The organism is Lederbergia wuyishanensis (assembly GCF_022900255.1).
GTDB lineage: Bacteria > Bacillota > Bacilli > Bacillales > Bacillaceae_C > Lederbergia > Lederbergia wuyishanensis.
The window spans coordinates 15,483-34,654 of sequence record NZ_JALIRM010000014.1 but is presented as its reverse complement, the minus strand read 5'-3'; the positions used below and the strand labels follow the sequence as shown (position 1 = coordinate 34,654).

The 19,172-nt window shown below is 36.1% G+C and carries 17 protein-coding genes; 8 read left to right on the top strand and 9 right to left on the bottom strand.

The annotated features are described in order from the left end of the window. Positions 1-339 precede the first annotated feature (339 nt). The 6 genes from MT489_RS18135 to opp4C all read left to right on the top strand — a co-directional run bounded on the left by MT489_RS18135 (position 340) and on the right by opp4C (position 6,720). On the top strand, positions 340-486 hold the full coding sequence (locus tag MT489_RS18135; protein WP_244682982.1) for a lmo0937 family membrane protein: 147 nt from the start codon (positions 340-342) through the stop codon (positions 484-486). Positions 487-933: 447 nt separating this feature from the next. Further along, a complete protein-coding gene (locus MT489_RS18130) occupies positions 934-1,917 on the top strand; it encodes an ABC transporter ATP-binding protein (protein WP_244682981.1) in 984 nt (327 codons plus the stop codon). A 5-nt stretch (positions 1,918-1,922) separates the two neighbouring features. Then, positions 1,923-2,942 (top strand): ABC transporter ATP-binding protein, encoded by a 1,020-nt coding sequence (locus tag MT489_RS18125; RefSeq protein WP_244683087.1) that lies wholly within the window; start codon positions 1,923-1,925, stop codon positions 2,940-2,942. Between the two features lie 94 nt (positions 2,943-3,036). After that, entirely contained in the window at positions 3,037-4,719 is a 1,683-nt protein-coding gene (locus MT489_RS18120) for a peptide-binding protein (RefSeq protein WP_244682980.1), read from the top strand. Between the two features lie 137 nt (positions 4,720-4,856). After that, on the top strand, positions 4,857-5,807 hold the full coding sequence (locus MT489_RS18115; protein WP_244682979.1) for an ABC transporter permease: 951 nt from the start codon (positions 4,857-4,859) through the stop codon (positions 5,805-5,807). A 13-nt stretch (positions 5,808-5,820) separates the two neighbouring features. Next, on the top strand, positions 5,821-6,720 hold the full coding sequence (opp4C, locus tag MT489_RS18110) for an oligopeptide ABC transporter permease (protein ID WP_244682978.1): 900 nt from the start codon (positions 5,821-5,823) through the stop codon (positions 6,718-6,720). A 35-nt stretch (positions 6,721-6,755) separates the two neighbouring features. Here opp4C and MT489_RS18105 read toward each other — a convergent pair whose 3' ends face one another. From MT489_RS18105 to MT489_RS18070, 8 genes are all read right to left on the bottom strand, one after another. Then, positions 6,756-7,328 carry a DUF7010 family protein gene (locus MT489_RS18105; protein WP_244682977.1) on the bottom strand — a complete coding sequence of 191 codons (573 nt, stop codon included), beginning with the start codon at positions 7,326-7,328 and terminating at the stop codon, positions 6,756-6,758. 135 nt (positions 7,329-7,463) lie between these two features. Beyond that, positions 7,464-9,290: an ABC transporter ATP-binding protein gene (locus MT489_RS18100; protein ID WP_244683086.1), complete on the bottom strand. Its 1,827-nt coding sequence runs from the start codon at positions 9,288-9,290 to the stop codon at positions 7,464-7,466. A 14-nt stretch (positions 9,291-9,304) separates the two neighbouring features. Then, the gene (locus tag MT489_RS18095; protein ID WP_244682976.1) at positions 9,305-11,023 is read right to left on the bottom strand and encodes an ABC transporter ATP-binding protein; all 1,719 of its coding nucleotides are present in this window, start codon (positions 11,021-11,023) and stop codon (positions 9,305-9,307) included. Positions 11,024-11,145: 122 nt separating this feature from the next. Beyond that, a complete protein-coding gene (locus tag MT489_RS18090) occupies positions 11,146-11,613 on the bottom strand; it encodes a CarD family transcriptional regulator (protein ID WP_280518699.1) in 468 nt (155 codons plus the stop codon). Between the two features lie 195 nt (positions 11,614-11,808). Further along, positions 11,809-12,669, bottom strand: a complete 861-nt coding sequence (locus tag MT489_RS18085; protein ID WP_244683084.1) for a carbohydrate ABC transporter permease — start codon at positions 12,667-12,669, stop codon at positions 11,809-11,811. Positions 12,670-12,679: 10 nt separating this feature from the next. Then, positions 12,680-13,549: a carbohydrate ABC transporter permease gene (locus tag MT489_RS18080; RefSeq protein WP_244682975.1), complete on the bottom strand. Its 870-nt coding sequence runs from the start codon at positions 13,547-13,549 to the stop codon at positions 12,680-12,682. A gap of 72 nt (positions 13,550-13,621) precedes the next feature. Continuing rightward, positions 13,622-14,923 carry an ABC transporter substrate-binding protein gene (locus MT489_RS18075; protein WP_244682974.1) on the bottom strand — a complete coding sequence of 434 codons (1,302 nt, stop codon included), beginning with the start codon at positions 14,921-14,923 and terminating at the stop codon, positions 13,622-13,624. 27 nt (positions 14,924-14,950) lie between these two features. Beyond that, positions 14,951-15,940 (bottom strand): LacI family DNA-binding transcriptional regulator, encoded by a 990-nt coding sequence (locus MT489_RS18070; RefSeq protein WP_244682973.1) that lies wholly within the window; start codon positions 15,938-15,940, stop codon positions 14,951-14,953. A gap of 222 nt (positions 15,941-16,162) precedes the next feature. Here MT489_RS18070 and MT489_RS18065 point away from each other — a divergent pair, with 222 nt between their 5' ends. Then, complete coding sequence (locus MT489_RS18065) at positions 16,163-16,795, top strand: YesL family protein (protein ID WP_244682972.1); 633 nt, start codon at positions 16,163-16,165, stop codon at positions 16,793-16,795. A gap of 37 nt (positions 16,796-16,832) precedes the next feature. Here MT489_RS18065 and melA read toward each other — a convergent pair whose 3' ends face one another. Next, the gene (gene melA, locus MT489_RS18060) at positions 16,833-18,131 is read right to left on the bottom strand and encodes an alpha-glucosidase/alpha-galactosidase (protein WP_244682971.1); all 1,299 of its coding nucleotides are present in this window, start codon (positions 18,129-18,131) and stop codon (positions 16,833-16,835) included. 142 nt (positions 18,132-18,273) lie between these two features. Here melA and MT489_RS18055 point away from each other — a divergent pair, with 142 nt between their 5' ends. Continuing rightward, positions 18,274-19,167: a helix-turn-helix domain-containing protein gene (locus MT489_RS18055; RefSeq protein ID WP_244682970.1), complete on the top strand. Its 894-nt coding sequence runs from the start codon at positions 18,274-18,276 to the stop codon at positions 19,165-19,167. Positions 19,168-19,172 lie beyond the last annotated feature (5 nt).

The following is a 19,172-nucleotide window of genomic DNA, read 5'->3' as shown; positions in this document are numbered from 1 at the left end:
GTAATTTCACCTCCAGACATTATTCTTCAACGATAGCTTTTTTTTATTCACTATTTTTAAAAAACGCCTATCTCAAATAGAATAAGGAAATACTCCTTAATCGTTTATCATCAAAAAGGTTATGAATATTCTTTAGTAACGATAACGTATTATATTAAAATAATTTACTTGCTTCATTCCCCAAATAATAATTACTTTCCTAAATGGAAAAATATATTCTTTTAACATTTTCCTCCTTCATTTATTATCAAGTCCACGTCCATTAAAGTTTTAATACACTACACTTTGGGTAATTTAAAGTTAAGCTCCAAAATACAGTAAATGAAAGGACTTTGATCTATGCTTTGGACCATTATCGGGATACTAGTCGTTTTATGGTTACTAGGATTTATCGCTAAAATAGGGGGCGCTCTTATCCATATTTTACTTATCGTCGCTCTCGTACTCTTCGTCTTTAACTTAATAGCAGGTAAAAAAGCAAGGTGAAGAAGCCGTTCCTGATTGGAGCGGCTTTTTTAATATTGTAGGCTCTTTGCATAAATATGAATTTCGCTCTATAATTATCTTTCTTTCATCAAAAAAATTGCATCTAGTTACAACTTTTATAGGGAGATTAGACGATAACACGCGTTGGTAAATAGTACATACGAATTCCTCAATTTATCCTAATTAGGTATTATTGTTATATAAAAAAATATTATATGGTTAAACCGATAACTATATTAAATTAAAAAAAGTTATTGTATTCGTAATTAATCTGTAATAATATACATATGAGCAACAACATTTTACTGAAAACTTTAATATATTGGAATAATAGTTTTTTTCGTGAAAACGATTTATTTTATTGAGCAAATTATATATCTATTATACAATCTATTAATATCGTGATTTATAGTTAAATAGTCTTAGTACAAGGAAGGTGACTTTTAATTGACTACATTATTGGAAGTCAAGAATTTAAAGACACATTTTTTCAATAGAAAAAAGGTTATCCCCGCTGTTGATGGAGTTGATATAAAAATCAATAAAGGTGAGACGGTTGCTCTCGTTGGTGAATCAGGATCTGGAAAAAGTATTACCTCCCTATCGCTAATGAGACTAATACCAAGCCCACCAGGGAAAATTGTTGACGGTGAAATTTTATTTAACGGAACTGACTTGGTAAAATTAACAGAAAGCGAAATGTGCAAAGTTCGCGGAAATGATATCTCCATGATCTTCCAAGAGCCTATGACTTCGTTAAATCCTGTTTTAACAATCGGTGAACAAATTACAGAAGTCCTCATTTATCATAAAAAAATGTCTAAAAAAGAGGCTACTCGAAAAGCAATTGACCTACTAAAGATGGTAGGATTTTCTCGTGCAGATGAAATTATCCATGATTATCCACATCGTCTATCCGGCGGGATGAGACAACGTGTCATGATAGCAATTGCAATGAGCTGTGATCCTAAATTACTAATTGCAGACGAGCCTACTACTGCACTAGACGTTACAATACAAGCACAAATTTTAGATTTAATGAAAGAATTAAGCCAGAAGACAAGCACTTCTATCTTAATCATTACTCATGATCTTGGAGTAGTTTCTGACATTGCTGATAAAGTGCTTGTTATGTACTGTGGTCAAGTAGTAGAAGAAGCATCTGTTGAAGATCTTTTTGATGAGCCATTACATCCATATACTGTAGGATTAATGGAGTCTATACCATCACTTGATGGCGATACAGACCGATTAATACCTATTAAAGGAAATGTGCCTTCACCAGATAATTTCCCACAAGGTTGTCGCTTTGCACCGCGTTGTCCACACGCATTTGATCGTTGCCTCCAAGAAGTTCCTAGTTTGATGTCTTTAGACGGAAAACGGTCAGTTCGCTGCTTTTTATACGATAAAGAGGAGGCTACAGTATGACAGCTATGACAGAGAATAAACAAAGCCTCTCGAATGACAAAAAGTCAGAATATTTATTAGAGGTAAATAATTTAAAAAAACATTTTCCTATCAAGGCAGGAGTGCTCCAACGAACTGTTGGACATGTAAAAGCAGTAGATGGGATTTCATTTCATGTAAAAAAAGGTGAAACAATCGGACTAGTTGGTGAGTCGGGCTGCGGAAAATCAACTGCAGGACGAACACTAATCCGGTTGTACGAACCAACAGATGGGAATATCATTTTTAATGACCAAGATATTTCCAAAATGTCTGAGAAAGAATTACGCCGTTCTGTTCGCAAAAACATTCAAATGATTTTTCAAGATCCTTATGCTTCTATGAACCCTAGGAAAACGTTGAAATCTATCTTAAGCGAACCGATGATCACTCATAATATGTATAATCGTAAAGAACGAGATGAAAAGATAGCAGAACTCCTTGATCGTGTTGGTTTTAATCCTTCATTTATCAACCGATATCCGCATGAATTTTCTGGTGGTCAACGTCAAAGAATCGGTATCGCCCGTGCATTGGCTTTAAATCCAGATTTAATCATTGCGGATGAGGCAGTTTCCGCTTTAGACGTATCCATTCAAGCCCAAATTATTAACTTGATGGAAGATTTACAAGATGATTTTGGACTTACGTATATATTCATTTCCCATGATCTTAGTGTCGTTCGTCATATAAGTGACCGTGTCGGCGTTATGTACCTTGGAAAAATGATGGAATTGGCTCCTAAAAATGATTTGTATGGAGAACCTTTGCATCCTTATACGCAAGCACTTCTTTCTGCCGTGCCTGTACCTAGAAAAAAAGGTGAAGCAGTCCGCGAAAGAATCGTTTTAAAAGGAGAGCTACCTAGTCCAGCAAATCCGCCTACTGGGTGTGTGTTCCATACGCGATGCCCAATGGCTATGGACATTTGTAGAAAAGTAGCCCCTAATTTTCAAGAAGTAAAACCCGAACATTTTGTTGCTTGTCATCTATACCAAGATAAGTAACTAAAATGGACACTTGAAAGGGGGAGATGCATTTTAAAACATTTAGTAGTTATGCATTACAATGAGGAAATAAAATTATTATGGGGGGAAAACAATGAAAAAACCTGCATGGCTTTTAATAAGCATGATGCTTGTTCTTTCCATGTTTTTGGCTGCTTGTGGTGGCAAAAACGCTACTCCAAACGACGATAACAAAGGAAATGACAATGGTAATACTGGTGGAAAAACCGAAGAACCAGCAGCAAATGATGAGCCTGTTCAAGGCGGAGACTTAATCATTGGGTCAAGTGGTAAACCTACTTTATTTAACCCATTATATTCAAACGACAGTGTAAGCTCTGACGTTGAAGGTATGATTTATGACAGCCTAATTGGCTCTGACTTAGAGTTCAACCCTACTACAGATGATGCTATGGCTGAAAGTGTAAATGAGGAAGACAATGGACTTACTTATGTGGTTAAACTTCGCGATGGCATTAAATTCCATGACGGCGAGCCTTTAACTGCTGATGACGTAGTATTTACTTACAATATTCCATTAAGCGATGACTATGATGGTCCTCGTAAGTCTTATTTTGAATCTTTAGAAAGCGTTGAAAAAGTGGATGATTTAACAGTTAAATTCCACCTTAAACAAGTAGATGTTCAGTTCCCATCTGTTGGATTGAGCTTCGGAATTCTTCCTAAGCACATCCTTGGCGATGTTCCAATTGCTGACCTAGGAACAAATGAATTTAATACAAAGAAACCTATTGGTTCTGGTCCATTTAAATTCGTTGAAAACAAACCAGGCGAGTATGTAAAAGTTGAAGCATTTGATGAATACTACCAAGGACGTCCATATTTGGATACAATTACAATGAAAATTGTTCCAGATGCTAACGCAATGTTGACACAGCTTCAAAACAGAGATATCGATTTCTGGGCTGGAGTTCCTCAATCAGATGTTGAAACTGTTGAAACTTTCGCAGATTCAGCTGGAATTAAACTTGAACATGGTCTTGCTCTTTCTTATACTTTCTTAGGTTATAACTTACGTAATGACCTATTTAAGGAAAAAGAAGTACGTCAAGCTATTACACATGCTATTGATCGTCAACAAATCGTTGATGAAATCATGGACGGAAAAGGTGAAGTTGCCGACGTTCCAGAAAGTCCATTAAGCTGGGCTTACAATCCAGATGTACCTAAGTTTGAGTATGATCCTGAAAAAGCTAAGAAAATGCTTGCTGATGCAGGTTGGAAGCCAGGTGCTGACGGCATCCTTGAAAAAGATGGAAAACGTTTCTCATTTGAAGTAAAAACAAACCAAGGTAACAAAGTACGTGAAGATATCACTGTTCTTCTTCAATCTCAATTGAAAGATGTTGGTATCGAAGTTAAACCTATGGTTGTTGAATTCAGCTCTTTAATTGCTGACATCGACCCAGGTGTATGGAACTTTGATGCTATCGTTCTAGGCTGGAGCCTTGCAACAGACCCAGATCCAAGTGGAATCTTCCATACGAAAGAAATTGCTGAAGGATTAAACTTCGCAGGTTATTCTAACCCAGAGTTAGATAAATTAATGGATGCACAATTGCAACAACAAGATAAAGAAAAACGTAAAGAAGAAATTGGAAAAATCCAAGCAGGTATTGCTGAAGATCAACCATATTCATTCCTTTACTATCCTGAAGAATACCGTGCTATGCCAGCTGAACTTCAAGGTTATGAGTTCCATGCTAAAAACTATATCTATCATCCAAATAAATGGTGGTTAAAGAAAGCTGAGTAAGAAATTAGAGGTTCTGAAAAAAGGGGAAATGGATTGTTCGCTTCCCCTTTTTTCTTTGATTATTAACTCGAAAACTAATATACTGCTCCCCGCCGTATATATAAGATAGATGATTCAATTTGGAAGGAGAATAGGCAATGATTTCCTATATAATTCGTCGAACGCTGATGGCCATTCCGTTATTGCTCGGTATCTCGATCTTATCATTTGCCATAATTCAATTAGCACCAGGAGATCCCACAACATTAATGATGGATCCAACTTTAAAACCTTCGGACCAAGCAAAGTTTAGAGAAAAATACGGCTTAGACGATCCTATTCCTAAACAATATGCAGTTTGGCTTGGCAAAATGGTTCAAGGCGATTTTGGCACTTCCATCATTGAACGAGGTGTTCCTGTCAGTGAAATGATTATGGCTCGTTTACCAAATACTTTATTACTCATGGGAGTATCCACTATACTAGCAATCCTCGTTGCCGTACCTTTGGGCATATTTTCTGCCATGCGACCCTATACAATTCGAGATTACACCGTAACGGTCGGTTCGTTTCTAGGCGTAGCTACTCCAAACTTTTGGCTAGGAATTATGATGATTTACTTTTTTGGTGTTATTTTAAAATGGTTTCCAACAGGTGGGGTTGCAACCCTTAACGCCCCATTTAGTTTATGGGATAGAATACACCATTTAATCATGCCTGCATTTGTTTTGGCTGCAGCTGATATGGCAGCATTAACACGTTATACACGTTCAAGTATGCTAGATGTTCTTCAACAAGATTACATTCGAACAGCGAAATCTAAAGGTTTTAAAGAAAATAAGGTAGTTTTAAAACATGGACTTCGAAATGGCTTAATTCCAATTATTACTATTTTCGGTCTCATGATACCTTCTTTTATTAGTGGTGCAGCCATAACAGAGAACGTATTTAGCTGGCCTGGTCTTGGTCGTCTATTTATTGAAGCGGCGTTTACCCGTGACTACCCAGTAATTATGGCTCTGACAGTTATTTCTGCAGTTTTTGTAGTAATCGGAAATCTATTAGCGGATATTTTATATGCAATATTTGATCCGCGAATTGAGTATTAAGGAGGGATTTATTATGTCAACAAATTCTACTATTGATCAACTCGACTTAAATCCCAATCAACAAAAGCCAGATACATTAACAAGAATATTTTTTCGTAAGTTTTTCAAAAATAAATTAGCCGTTGTCGGCGCAATAATTTTACTAGTGATTATTTTAATGGCAATATTTGCACCTTTGCTTGCTCCTTACAACCATGAAGTTGTAAACATGAAGGAAAAATTAAAGCCCCCAAGTTCAGAGTATTTGCTCGGTACGGACCGATTTGGAAGAGATATTTTCTCTCGTCTCCTTTTCGGGGGAAGAATCTCCTTACTGGTTGCCTTTGGTTCAGTTGCAGGTGCACTAATCATAGGAACGACAATTGGAGCTCTTGCCGGTTACTATGGTGGCATTCTTGATGCTATTCTAATGAGATTTGTAGATATCGTTATCTCAATTCCAAGCTTATTCTTACTAATAACAATCGTAACTATTTTTAATCCAGGTTGGGATAAATTGATCATTATTTTTGCACTAACTTCATGGACAAGTACTGCTAGGTTAGTTCGTGGAGAATTCTTATCGTTAAGATCGAGAGAATTCGTACTCGCCTCTAGAACGATAGGAACGAGAGCATCTAGAATCATCTTTAGCCACATATTACCGAATGCAATGGGACCTATTATTGTAGCGGCTACTTTATTGGTAGGTGGGGTTATACTTTCTGAAGCAGCTTTGAGCTATCTCGGTTTAGGTATTCAACCTCCTACTCCAAGCTGGGGAAATATGTTGCAGGACGCACAAAGTATTACTATATTAATAAAAGCGCCATGGTATCCATTCTTTCCAGGTCTCCTCATCTTAATTACTGTTCTTTGCTTTAACTTTGTTGGTGATGGACTACGTGATGCTTTAGATCCTAAAGGGGATTAATAGTAAAAGCCAGGATTCTTTCCTGGCTTTTTTATTTATTGCATATTTATTGATGTGTTGTCGTAAAAGGCTTTTGTTTCCATTTTTAGTGCTGCTACCATTAATAAATATAATGCAGTCAATAAAAACGGTAGTAATAAAAATGCTTGATCAATAATTATGTAACCGAAAATAAAAGAAACTAGAGCCAGTGCTACTGTAAAAAACAAGTATGCCCTGCTTTTATAAATCCATAAATATGGAAAAAAATGCGAGCCAGCTAATACACCAATTGCCATAGGAAGCAATTGATACTCTTTCATATAAATGACAATCCATATTGGTATATAAAATGCTTGAATTCCTCCTATGATTCCACCTAATACGCCTAGTGGATTTTTTGATAAAATGTTAACCTTTTGCATGTTTCCTAATAAAATCGCCAGAGGAAAAATACTTCCTGTTCCCACTAAATAAAACAATGCCAGTTGTTGACCTTCAAGAAAAAAACCAAGCACCCCCATAGCCAACCAATAAATAGCGCCTGCCAGAAAAAACGGATGCCCTTTTTGCGCATCAATTATTAAATCTTTTTTCAATTCCTCTAAAGTCATATTTTTATAATCCATATGTATCCCCCTTACTATCTTTTTTTCTATTATACTAAATACTACTGGTAATTATTTGAATTTTTCAAAAAGAGAGGAAAGAAAATAAAAAACAACCCATCAGGAAAAATCCAATGAGTTGCATTAAATCTACTTCTAGCTGGTACTGGCTGCTTCAAATTGACTTCTATACAAATCAGCATAAAATCCATTTTGCTGAATCAATTCATCGTGTGAACCTTTTTCTATAATATCTCCATCATTCATCACTAAAATGGTGTCTGCGTCACGTATGGTTGAAAGTCGATGAGCTATTACGAAGCTGGTACGTCCAACCATAAGTTCATTCATCGCAAGCTGAATATTCATTTCCGTTCTTGTATCGACACTACTTGTCGCCTCATCCAAAATAAGAATTTTAGGATTCGCTAAAATGGCCCTTGCTATCGTTAATAACTGTCTTTGCCCTTGAGATATATTGGAGGCATCCTCTGTTAGAACCGTATCGTACCCATCTGGCAATGTACGTATGAAATCATCAGCATAAGCACTTTTTGCTGCTTGGATAATCTCTTTTTCCGTAGCTCCTTCACGACCATACGAGATATTGTCGCGAATCGTTCCATTGAATAGCCAAGTGTCCTGTAGCACCATTGCAAACATCGATCTTACCTGTTCTCGAGACAATTCACGAAGACTTATATGATCTACTGTAATATCGCCTTTATTAATTTCATAAAACTTCATTAACAAATTAATAATCGTTGTTTTTCCAGCACCAGTTGGTCCGACAATGGCGATTGTTTGGCCTGATTTTACGTTTAAAGACAAATTCTTAATAACTGGCTTTTCTGCCTCATATCCGAATTGGACATGATTGAATGAAATGTTCCCCTCAAGATTATCCAAGTTAATTGCTGCAGGCTCTTCCAGCCTCTCTTCCTCTTCATCCAATAATGCAAATACCCTTTCAGCAGAGGCAAGTGCCGTTTGAATCATATTCGCAATTCCTGCCGCTTGAGCCATCGGCTGTGATAATTGTTGAGTATATTGAATAAAGGCTTGAACATCTCCTAGAAAGATACTTCTATTTAATACGAGAATACCACCAGCGATACTTACAAACACATACCCAATATTTCCGACAAACGTCATAAGAGGCATCATAATACCACTTATAAATTGAGCTTTCCACCCAGATTCATATAATCTTTCATTCATTGCATCAAATTTTTCAATTGATGCTTTCTCTTGTCCAAACGCTTTTACAACTTGATGACCTGAAAACATCTCTTCAATATGTCCATTTACATTTCCGAGTTCCGTTTGCTGATTTACAAAATGCTTTTGTGAAAAAGATGCAATAAAACGAATCGCGAACGCACCCAATGGCAAAGTTACAAGTAACACTAATGTTAGTATAGGACTAATAACGAGCATCATAATAATTGTCCCGATTATCATGATTGCAGATGTAATTAATTGTGATAATGCTTGTTGAATTGAGTTATTAATATTATCAATATCATTAATAACTCGACTTAAAACATCTCCATGTGGATGCTGATCATAGTACCTTAATGGAAGCTTCGTCAGCTTTTCATTCACAGCTTGACGTAGTTCAGCAGTTGTCTTTTGTGAAACTCCAGCCATAATATATTGCTGTAAATAAGCAAACAGAGCCGACAATACATATAATCCAATTAACATCAAAAGAAGCCTGCTTAAAAAAGAAAAGTCGATTCCAATTCCTTTTGTAATGCTTCCGAATATCGACGTTGTGGCATTACCGAGTAACTTTGGGCTAACGACATTAAATAATGTTGAAAAAATAGCTGCAATCGCTACTAATATTAATTGGTATTTCCGAGGCTTTAAATAACCAACTAGGCGCTTTAACGTCTTTTTGAATTCCTTTGGCTTTTCTCCATGCATCATATGCGGAGGTCCGCCTCCCATACCATGTCTTCTAGGAGGAGCCATTTTTCTATTATTACTCATGCTCCCTCCTCCTCTGTCCTTTGTGATGATACGATTTCTTGGTAAATCTTATTATCAGAGAGCAATTCACGATGTGTACCGATTCCGGCTACTCTTCCTTCATTCAAGACAATAATTTGATCTGCATTTATAACTGTACTAACACGCTGTGCTACTAGAATAATAGTCGCATTATCTGTTACATTTTTTAATGCTGCTCTTAATTTCGCATCAGTCTTATAATCCAAAGCTGAAAAACTATCATCAAATAAATAAATTTCCGGCTTTCTGATTAGTGCTCGCGCAATTGAAAGACGTTGTTTTTGCCCGCCCGATAAATTGGCTCCTGCCTGCTCTATTTTTGCATGAATACCGTCATCTTTTTCATTAACAAAATCGATTGCCTGTGCTGTTTTAAGGGCATCTATTATTTGCTCTTCAGTCGCATCTTCTTTCCCATACCGAAGATTATCCGTAATACTTCCACTAAATAAGGAAGCTTTTTGTGGGACATAACCAATCTTGTTTCGTAATAATTGCTGGGTCATCTCTTTCACATTTATCCCATCTATCAATACTGCCCCTTCTTCGACATCGTAAAAACGGGCAATTAATTTAATGAGAGTTGTTTTTCCCGACCCAGTACTACCAATAATTGCGGTTGTCTCCCCTGGTTGTACCTTAAAAGAGATATTCTCAAGTACTGGCTTTTCAGCACCTTCATATCGAAACGTTACATTTTGGAATTCAACATACCCTTTCATATCCGTAATGTCTCTTGGATTTTCCGGGTCCACTATTTCTGCTTCCATCTTCAATACTTCATTAATTCTATTTACCGACGCTTGTGCCCGCGGAATCATTATGAAGCCCATCGACAGCATGATTAAAGAAAAAAGGATCATCATGGCGTATTGTAGAAAAGCCATTAAATTTCCGACCTGCAATAGACCATTGTCAATCCGAATCGCACCAAACCAAACAATTGCAATGCTTGTAAAGTTCATAACAATCATCATGACCGGAAATATAAGTGCCATCAGCTTATTGACTTTAATCCCTGTATCGCGGAAATCCTCATTTGCTACGTTAAAACGATTTTTTTCAAAGTTTACTTTGTTAAATGCTCGAACTACTCGAATTCCAGTTAAATTTTCACGCACAATGAGATTTAGCCGATCAGTCTTTTTTTGTAGAGAAACAAACAATGGAATAGCCTTTCTTGAAATAACAAAAATAAGTAATGCCAGAATTGGTAAAGCGGCCAAGAAAACAGTTGATAATCCAGGATCCCTCGAAACTGCAAGTATGATACCGCCAACTAGCATTAAAGGTGCACGTGTCATCATTCTTAAGATCATATTCAGTACATCTTGCACTTGCTTAATATCATTTGTTGTCCTTGTGATCAATGAAGCCGTACCTATTTTTTCAAATGATTGTAATGAGAAGTTTTCAACATGGACAAATAAACTGCGCCTTACGTCTCTTCCGAACCCAAGTGCCACTCTTGAAGCAAAAAAAGACACTCCTACTGTCAATAAAACAGCAGCTAAAGCACTAAGGATCATATAGACACCGGTTTTAATTATGTAAGGGATGTCACCGTTTACAATTCCAATATCAACCACATTCGCCATTAACGTAGGCAATAACAACTCCAGCAAAATTCCTCCTAGAGTTAATATGATAACCAAACCTATTTGCCATGAATAAGGCTTCAAATGCTTGAGCATAAAACAATTCACTTCCTTATAAAACTGAGATAATAATATCGTATTGGTATTAATTCCTAGAGTCAACCATCAAATAAATAATAAAAAATGGACCCTCTTTTTATGAGAATCCATGTTTTTACCTAAATAATTAACATATCTGCTGCCTGTGTCTCACTTATGTCCTTAATGAGACTCAGTTCACTTATTAGTATTTTGGTTGCATCATTTAGCATTTGTTTTTCACTCGTATTAAGTACCTTGCCTTTTTGGAGATGTAGTAGATCTCGGACAACCTCAGCACCAACAACCATATCTCCAGTCTTTAATTTCTCCATATTTTGTTTGTATCTTTCCTTCCAAGGAAGACTACAAGTAGGTTCCTCATTATGGAAATCAAAAAGAATGTTTTTTAGCTTATTTCTATCAACGAGAAATCTTATTCCTATTGTTAAGACAGATTTGATTGGTATCATAACGTTCATATTACTTATAGGAATAGATATTACATAATATTCACGTCGTTCACCTAATATTTCTTGTTCCTTAATGGCCTTGATAACACCTGCTCCATGCATTGGATAAAAGACTTTATCGCCAATTTGAAACAATTCATCACTCCTAAATTCTCTATGTATTAAGCATACCACTACATGGAAATTTAAGCAAATATATAAATATAACACCTATACATTGTGTCAGTCAATACTTTTACAAAGAAAAAACACATTTTTTCAAACAAATTTATGCTCTCATTATATACAAAAAAGAACCCCGGGAAAATACCCAAGGTTCCAGATATACAGTTAACCTTTAATTCCAGTCAATGCTACCCCTTCGATGATTTGTTTCTGTGCGACGATATAAATGATCAAGACAGGGATAATGGAGATCGTTGAGCCAGCCATCATTAATGCCCAGTCAGTAACATATAGTCCTTTAAAATAGTTTAACAATAAAGGAACAGTATAAAGTTCCGGAGTTGTTAGGTAAATTAATGGTTCTAAGAAATTATTCCAAGATCCCATAAAGATAAAGATTCCTACTGCGGCAAGAGCCGGCTTTATTAAAGGAAGAATAACACTCCAATAGATTCTAATTGGACTTGCTCCATCCATTACCGCGGCTTCTTCTAATTCATTCGGAATACCCATAATAAATTGCCTTAATAAAAATACGGCAAATGCATTAAAAAGGGCTCCGGGAACAATTAATGGTAAATGGGTATCTAACCAGCCAATATAATCCATAATCATGAATGTTGGTATCATCGTGACTTGCTTCGGGATCATCATTGTTGCTAAAAATAAAACGAATAGTAAATTCGATCCCGGAAAGCGAATTTTTGCAAATGCGTATGCGGCCATAGAGCCGGTAAATAATTGGAAACCCACTACTAAAATAGTAATATAAAAACTATTCCAATAGGCCAATCCAAACGGCATTGCCTGTAATGAAGCTGGGTAATTCGACCAAACGAATGGTTTCGGAATGAATTCAGGGGGAACAATGAATATTTGTGATATATCTTTTAACGAGCTGCTGATTGTCCACAAAAAAGGAAAAACCATAATAGCTGAAGCAATTATTAATCCTACATGAGCAAGTAGAGTAGAAAACTTAAATGTAAATTTCTTTTTTGGAACCACCACTGGACTATTATTCATTTCAATATTACTAGCCTTCATAATGAACCCACCTTTTAGAAACCTTGAATTGAATGAGTGTAAAGATTAAGATGATGACAAATAAAATCATTGCCACCGCAGAGCTTTCCCCCCATTTAAAATTCTGAAACCCGGTTTGGTAAACATGATATACAAGTGTATAGCTTGCTTTTGCAGGCCCTCCACTTGTCATAACAAAGGCTTGGTCGAAGACTTGAAATGATCCAATGATGGACATGATTGAAACGAAAAACGTAGTTGGTGAAATAAGCGGCAACGTAATATGTCTAAACTTTTGAAACTTGGAAGCCCCGTCAATTTCTGCAGCTTCATAATAGCTATTGGAAACCCCTTGAAGACCAGCTAGGAAAATAACCATATTATATCCAACCTGCCACCAAATACTTAGCATGGCGATTGAAACCATGACCCACTTCGTATCTGTCAGCCAATGAGGACCTTGGATTCCTATACTAGCTAAGAACTGATTTAAAATTCCAAAATCACCATTTAAAATCCACATCCAAATTACACCGATTGAAACAGAACTTGTGACAACAGGCATAAAGAAGAAAATACGATACAATTCCTTACCTTTAATTTTATTTAATGCCATAGCTAGCATTAATGATATTGTGACACCAATTGGAATAGTTAGAATTGTATATAGGGTTGTATTCCATAGAGCTTTCCAAAATACTGGATTTTTAAACTGTCCTATAAAATTACCTAATCCTACGAAAGTTTTTTCCCCAAATCCATCCCATTGCATAAAACTTAGTACAAGTGCAAAGCCAAGGGGAATAAGAGAAAAGGCAAGAAGACCTATTAATTGTGGCGTTAAAAAGAAATAACCCCAAAAAGTATTATTCTTTCTCATGTAATCATCCTCTCAACTATTGAAAGAAAGGGTTTTTTCTCCCTTTCTTTCAATTTTTCATCTTGGTGTTAATTACTTTGAATTATGCTCAGCAATCATTTCTTTTGCCTTTTTAGAGAGCTCTGCAATTGTTTTATCCGCATCTTGCTTTCCAAGATACATCATTTCTGTGATATCGCGCAATTCCTTCTCTAAGCCAGGAATTTGAACTTGTTTATCTTCAACGATACCAATTTCACGGGCGTCAATTAAATATTCCGCATGTTCCGGAATCGCATCTTCAGTGATTAATTCATCGACACCGCTTACGGAAGGTACCGCATTCCCATTTCCTTCAAGACGAGCTTTTTGTCCTTCAGCTGAAGTATAATATGACATGAACTTCATAGCTTCTTCCACATTTTTGGAATCTTTAGCAACTGACATATAAGCGATTGCAATTGCAGCTGGCTCCATTTTATTTCCAGTATTTGTTGGCCATGGAATATAATCAAATTCCAATGACTTATTTTCACTAAACATTGGAGTCAACCAGCGACCTGCTGCTACAAAACCAACTTGATTAGACATAAACATCGCGTCTGCGCCTTGTCCTTTTGGTAAAGATCCAGCATAAGTGAAATTACCACTTTTAATATTCTTTTCAAGATATTTAAATGCCTCTTTTGCTTTATCATTTTCCTCTAAAATAAAGTTGCCTTCATCATCGTATAATTGTCCACCATTGGACCAAGCCCATGAGAATAAATGTGCAGACCATCCATCCGCTACAAAGCCCTTTTTCCCTGCTGCATTGAGTTTCCCAGTCATATCTTCGAATGTTTCCCAGTTCCATTCACCAGCTTCATAAAGCTCTTGAGGTGATTTATCAATACCCGCTTCAGCAAGTACCTTTTTGTTGTAATACATAACTAAAGGGTTATTATCAACTGATACTCCATATATTTTTCCGTCTTTACGAGCAGCTCCCCAGAGACCATCAGCGAATTCATCTGCTTTTACATAGCTAGCTGAAGAATCAAGGAATTCTGTAAGATCTGCGATTTTTCCAGTTTCCACAAGTTTTGGCATTGTTTCAGCACCGACATAGAAAACATCATGTGATTTACCACCTGATAACTCTGTTAATAGCTTTTCCTCATAGTTATCACCTGGTACAGGTACTAATTTGATCTTTACGTTTGGATGATCTTTCATGTATGCATCCACGCCTTTTTGATACACTTTAATTTCTGCAGGGTTCCCCCATGCCGCCATTGTTAATTCTACTTTTTTTCCGGAACCGCCCGATTTGCTTCCGCCACAGCCGGAAACGACTAATAATAAAATAAGAAACATCGGAATGACTTTAAATAACGTCCATTTCTTTTTCATTGAGAAATCCCCCTAAGATTTTAGTGTTTAGCTTGATTCCCTAACAATAAGTTCTAATGGAAGTTCATAAACTTTTTCCGTGGTGTAATGTTCATTTGATAGTAAGTTAACCATGATTTCCATTGTTTTTGTACCAATGTCATTAATCGGTTGTCGAATCGTAGTAAGTGCTGGTTCAATCACTTCTGCTATTGGCTGATCATCAAAACCAATAACGGCAATATCATCAGGGATCTTTAATCCCATTTTCTTCGCTTCTGATATAATTCCAGCAGCTACTTCATCACTACCAGTAAATAGAGCATTGGGCTTTTCTGTCATTCTAGCAATTTGATGCATGATTCTTCTTCCATCTTCAATATCAAAAGCATTTTCAAACAGCCAGTTCTTATTGATTGAAAGTCCTGACTCTTTCATCGCTTTTTCAAAACCGAAAAAGCGATCGTGCGCAAGTCCACTAAGAATACCACCCCAACAATAACCGATTTTTGTGTACCCTTGTTTAAGCAAAAATTTGGTTCCCATATACCCGCCCTGCATCTGGTTTAAACGGACTGAAGGAACATTTGCTTTTATGCTATATTCATTGCAAAGAACAATGGGTCCACTCCAAGTAACTGCTTCAATTACTTCCCAGCTGTTTTCAATTGAAGTCATGATTACGCCATCTACCTGCTTTGTTTTCAAATACTTTAAGAATTCTAACTCCCTTTTCTTGTCATACTTAGTATTACAAATTAATATTTGTAAACCATTTTCAGCAGCTTTTGCTTCAATACTTTCAACTAAGTATGCAAAGAATGGATTTGTCAGTTTTGGAACTAAGACGGCTATGATATTGGTTTTCTGCTTTCTCAAATTCTGTGCTGCAGAATTAGGTATGTATCCTAATTCCCGCATAGCTTTCAAAACTGATTCTTTTTTAGCATCTGACACATATGGGTGATCGTTAATTACTCTAGATACAGTTGCTCTTGATAGCCCAGCTAGTCTAGCAACGTCGGAAATTGTCGGCATATTCCTCCTCCCTGCGATATAAAATCTGAAACCTCAACTCTGAAATCGATTTCAGATAGCGGTTACAAGTTTCATAATAATCTAGACTTTTGAAATAATCAACAGTTAAATACAATTTTGTTTATAAAAAGATTCTGTATTTTTCTTCTTTTTTCGCATTGCCTTTATAAAATAAACATGTTATTTTTGAATAACATAGATTAGTAGACAAGGGTGTGGAAAATGAATATTTTCAGTATTGATGGCGGTTTATATCGATTTTTGGAGAAGTTTACTAACTTTTTCTTACTAAATTTACTATGGTTCATTATGTGTTTACCGATCATTACGATATTCCCTGCCACAGCCGCATTGTATGGAGTCGTAAGACAATGGGTTCAGAAAAAAGATACAGGGGTCTTTAAACCTTTCTTTTCCTTTTTTAAAGAAAACTTTTTGCAAAGCTTTGTATTAGGAATTGTCTGGTTTTTGTTTGCCCTTATGTTTTATTTTAACTTTATGATTACCTTGCAAATGTCAGGTGCAGTTAGAGTGGTTATGGTTTCCGCGTTGTCATTTATCTGTTTGTTTTTCTTAATGACATCCGTTTTCCTTTTCCCGGTCATGGTCCATTATAATACTCGTTTTTTCATTCTAATAAAAAACTCATTTTTCATTTCAATTAGTCAGCTTTGGGTTACAGTGCTGTGTGGAATTATTTTTCTATTAACTGCCTTCATCAGCTACTTTATCCCTATAACGACTATTATTGTTTGGAGCATTGGGTTTTATTTAATCTATGCCCTATGTCATAGATCATTTAATAGAATAGAGGCATTGATGCAATTAAGTCAGGAAACACAAGAAGCTAGTTAATAAGTAGGCTACCCATTCAGGGTAGCCTATTTTAATATTAGTTGAATTTTGGTAACCAATTTCCATGTGCTTCAATGAGATCATCACAAAGTGAAACAATATCGTCAAGAGACAATTCTGCCGCAGTATGTGGATCCAACATTGCCGCATGGTAGATATGCTCTTTTTTCTTTGTAATTGCAGCTTCAATCGTCAAGAGTTGTGTATTAATGTTTGTACGGTTCAATGCTGCAAGTTGTTCTGGCAGTTCACCAACATAAGTTGGAGTCACTCCATTGCTGTCTACAAGACATGGCACCTCAACAACTGCTTTTTGAGGAAGGTTAGTAATTAAACCTGTATTTAATACGTTACCGCCAATTTTATATGGCACATTCGTTTCCATCGCTTCGATGATGTATGAGCCATATTCATGTGAACGAGTATGCTCTAAGTTTTTATTATTAACTAAGTCACCACGCATCTTTTTCCAGCCTTCGATCTGGTTAACGCAACGACGTGGATATTCATCTAAAGGAATATTAAGTTGGTCGATTAATTCAGGGTATCTGCTCTTAATGAAATACGGATGGTACTCTGCATTATGCTCAGAAGATTCCGTTACATAGTATCCAAACTTCCTCATTAATTCAAAGCGAACCATATCATCGTGCTTTGTTTTTTGTTTTTCTTCAGCACGTCTTTTAATTTCTGGATATAGGTCCTCACCATTACGTTCAATTTCCAATAACCAAGCCATATGGTTGATACCTGCAATTTTCCAATGCAAATTATCTGTAGGCATATCAAGTGATTTAAGTAGGTGATCAGCACATACTTGAACACTGTGGCAAAGTCCGACAGTTTTAATGCCACCGTAGCGAATCATTGTTCCAGTTAAAACAGCCATAGGGTTCGTGTAATTTAAGAACCAAGCATCTGGACACACTTCTTGCATGTCTTTTGCAAAATCTAACATAACAGGAATTGTTCTTAAATTTCTGAAGATCCCACCAATCCCAATTGTATCTGCAATTGTTTGGCGTAAACCGTATTTTTTAGGAATTTCAAAGTCTGTAATTGTACAAGGATCGTATCCTCCTACTTGAATAGCATTAATTACATACTTCGCTCCACGCAAAGCTTCTTTTCGATCCGTGTAAGCCTTTACAGTTACAGTCGATTTTGACGTTTCTTTTAAGTTATTCAGCATATTTTCTGAGTCTTTTAATCTCTCATGGTCAATGTCGAATAACGCAAATTCAAAACCTTGAATACTTGGAACAAGCATACAGTCACCAAGAACATTTTTTGCAAAAACTGAGCTTCCAGCACCTAGAAAAGTAATTTTTGACATATTAAAGCCTCCATTTTTGTGATATGTAACATATTGCTATATTTATTTTTTATCACAATATGTTAAAATGCTTGATATATTCATCATAAATTTTATATTAAACACTTACAATGGTAAAAACATATGAAAGAAGGGTAAAATATTGCTCTTAAATAATCAAAATAAAAACTACGAATCATTCGGTTTTAGATTTAAAGGTGAACATCAAAAAAAGATAGTGGGTATTGACTCCATTGGATGGGATGAAGTAACTTCCCCTTCTTATGACTGGGATGGTATGAAAAGAAGTGAAGTTGGAAGATGTGTTTTTCAATATACTCTTGCGGGACAAGGGATAATTCAAGTTGGCGAAAAAGAATATTCCTTAACAGCTGGTCAAGCTTTCTTAGTAAAAATCCCAAGTCAACATCGGTATTTTTTCCCTTCAAATGGCGACCATTGGGAGTTTATCCACATTACGTTATATGGGAATGAAGCACAAAAAATTTTCGACTTTATCAACGTGAATATTGGACACATCATCACATTTTCACCCGAATCGGAACCTATAAAACTGTTACTTAATATTTTCGAAAAGGCTGTTGGCAAAAAAATAACAGACTCTTATCAGGCTTCTGCATTTGGATACTCATTTTTAATGGAGTTAAATCGATTTGTACAAAATATCGGTTCACCGGCTGAACAATGGCCCGAATCAATATCCAAAGCAGTATTATTCGCTCAAAAAAATTACAATAATCCAATAGGCTTAGACGATATGGTGGAGGCATCTGGTCTGTCCAAATACCATTTTACAAGGCTTTTTCATGGAACAATCAGCATGACACCCTTAAAATATTTAACGAAAATACGAATGGATAAGGCTATTGAGCTTCTCCGACAATCCAACTTACCAATAGAAGAGATTGCCGATCAAGTTGGCTACTCAAACGGCAATTATTTCAGCAAAGTTTTTCATAAAAAAATCGGCATGAGCCCTGGACAATTTCGACAAAGTAAACATACAGTGCCGGTTAATCATATAGTTATAGATTAGGATAG

Excerpts from the sequence above, each read along its gene's own strand:
- MT489_RS18070 (WP_244682973.1), bottom strand. The coding sequence starts at position 15,940 with ATGCCGACAATTTCCGACGTTGCTAGACTAGCTGGGCTATCAAGAGCA.
- MT489_RS18085 (WP_244683084.1), bottom strand. The coding sequence starts at position 12,669 with ATGAATAATAGTCCAGTGGTGGTTCCAAAAAAGAAATTTACATTTAAG.
- MT489_RS18095 (WP_244682976.1), bottom strand. The coding sequence starts at position 11,023 with ATGCTCAAGCATTTGAAGCCTTATTCATGGCAAATAGGTTTGGTTATC.
- MT489_RS18105 (WP_244682977.1), bottom strand. The coding sequence starts at position 7,328 with ATGGATTATAAAAATATGACTTTAGAGGAATTGAAAAAAGATTTAATA.
- MT489_RS18125 (WP_244683087.1), top strand. The coding sequence starts at position 1,923 with ATGACAGAGAATAAACAAAGCCTCTCGAATGACAAAAAGTCAGAATAT.
- MT489_RS18080 (WP_244682975.1), bottom strand. The coding sequence starts at position 13,549 with ATGAGAAAGAATAATACTTTTTGGGGTTATTTCTTTTTAACGCCACAA.
- MT489_RS18075 (WP_244682974.1), bottom strand. The coding sequence starts at position 14,923 with ATGAAAAAGAAATGGACGTTATTTAAAGTCATTCCGATGTTTCTTATT.
- MT489_RS18120 (WP_244682980.1), top strand. The coding sequence starts at position 3,037 with ATGAAAAAACCTGCATGGCTTTTAATAAGCATGATGCTTGTTCTTTCC.
- MT489_RS18065 (WP_244682972.1), top strand. The coding sequence starts at position 16,163 with ATGAATATTTTCAGTATTGATGGCGGTTTATATCGATTTTTGGAGAAG.
- MT489_RS18135 (WP_244682982.1), top strand. The coding sequence starts at position 340 with ATGCTTTGGACCATTATCGGGATACTAGTCGTTTTATGGTTACTAGGA.
- MT489_RS18100 (WP_244683086.1), bottom strand. The coding sequence starts at position 9,290 with ATGGCTCCTCCTAGAAGACATGGTATGGGAGGCGGACCTCCGCATATG.
- MT489_RS18115 (WP_244682979.1), top strand. The coding sequence starts at position 4,857 with ATGATTTCCTATATAATTCGTCGAACGCTGATGGCCATTCCGTTATTG.
- opp4C (WP_244682978.1), top strand. The coding sequence starts at position 5,821 with ATGTCAACAAATTCTACTATTGATCAACTCGACTTAAATCCCAATCAA.
- melA (WP_244682971.1), bottom strand. The coding sequence starts at position 18,131 with ATGTCAAAAATTACTTTTCTAGGTGCTGGAAGCTCAGTTTTTGCAAAA.